Origin of the sequence: Halanaerobium congolense (assembly GCF_004366375.1) — a bacterium.
GTDB classification, from domain to species: Bacteria; Bacillota; Halanaerobiia; order Halanaerobiales; family Halanaerobiaceae; genus Halanaerobium; species Halanaerobium congolense.
On the sequence record NZ_SOEF01000089.1, the window covers coordinates 1 to 1,340 of the forward strand.

At 33.2% G+C, this 1,340-nt stretch carries 1 protein-coding gene; it reads left to right on the forward strand.

What is annotated here, in order from left to right:
- Positions 1 to 128: 128 nt before the first annotated feature.
- Positions 129 to 1,310, forward strand: a complete 1,182-nt coding sequence (locus C7954_RS13535; RefSeq protein ID WP_089656229.1) for an IS256 family transposase — start codon at positions 129 to 131, stop codon at positions 1,308 to 1,310.
- Positions 1,311 to 1,340 lie beyond the last annotated feature (30 nt).

The following is a 1,340-nucleotide window of genomic DNA, read 5'->3' on the forward strand; positions in this document are numbered from 1 at the left end:
AGTAATGTATAATAAGTTGTGTAAATAAAATTATGATAATTTTTTTAAATAAAAAGAGGAATCCTTCTTTGAGTGGTTGAATATATTTATTGACAAAATAAAAAACACAACCACAAGGAGGACTCCTCATGAAAAGTATAACTGAAAAACCCAACAATGGTCAAGTGAATTTTGACGATATGATTAATGATTTGATCAAAAATTTTATCGAAAAAATGCTTAAAGGTGAATTAACTGAATTTCTAAATTACGATAAATATGATTCTGCTGGTAAGAACTCTGGCAACAGCCGCAATGGTAATTATTCTCGTAATTTACAGACTAAATATGGTGTCATTGAAAATTTAGAAGTTCCAAGAGATAGAAACAATGATTTTCAAACTGCTCTTTTTGAGCCATATAAACGTCGTGATAACTGGCTGGAACAGACTGTAATCCAGATGTATGCCAGAGGTCTATCCACTCGAGATATAGCTGATTTAATTGAGAAAATGTATGGTCAAAAATACAGTGCTACCAGTGTCAGCAATCTGACAGATATAGCATTAAAAGAAATTGAACAGTGGAAAAAAAGACCCTTAGAAAAGCGCTATAGCGTAATCTTTATTGATGCTCTAAGCATCAAGATCCGCCGAGAGCATGTTGGCAATGAATCGGCATATATAATCATTGGAATTAATGAAGAAGGCTATAGAGAGATTCTGGACTTCTACATTGGTGTAACAGAATCAGCTGCACTCTGGCAGGAAGTATTAATGAACCTGAAATCCAGAGGTGTAGAACAGGTGCTTTTGGGTGTTATGGATGGTCTACCAGGATTAACTGACTCATTCCTTAAAGTATATCCAAAAGCTGATGTTCAACGCTGTGTAGTTCACAAGATTCGAAATACTCTTCATAAAGTCAAGAAAAAACATACAGATGAAATTGTTACAGATCTAAAGAAAATTTACAAAGCTCCCAGCAGAGAGTATGCAGAGCAGGCCTTAAATGATTTCAGCTCAAAGTGGGATAAACTCTATCCTCACTTAGCTCAAAGCTGGTTTGAAGATAAAGATGAATTGTTTGCTTTCTACAAATATCCAGATAGTATTCAGAAGTCAATTTATACAACTAACTGGATTGAAAGAGCCAATAAGGAAATCAGAAAAAGACTTAAAACAATGAACAGTTTACCGAATGAAAAAGCAGCAGAAAAAATCTTATATCTTAAGATCATAGACTACAATTATAAATGGTCAGAGAGAAGATTAAAAGGATTTTTAGCTGCTCGAGAAAAACTAATTCAACTATTTGAAGAAAGATATTAATTTATTTACACAAAATACTTGACGTTACCT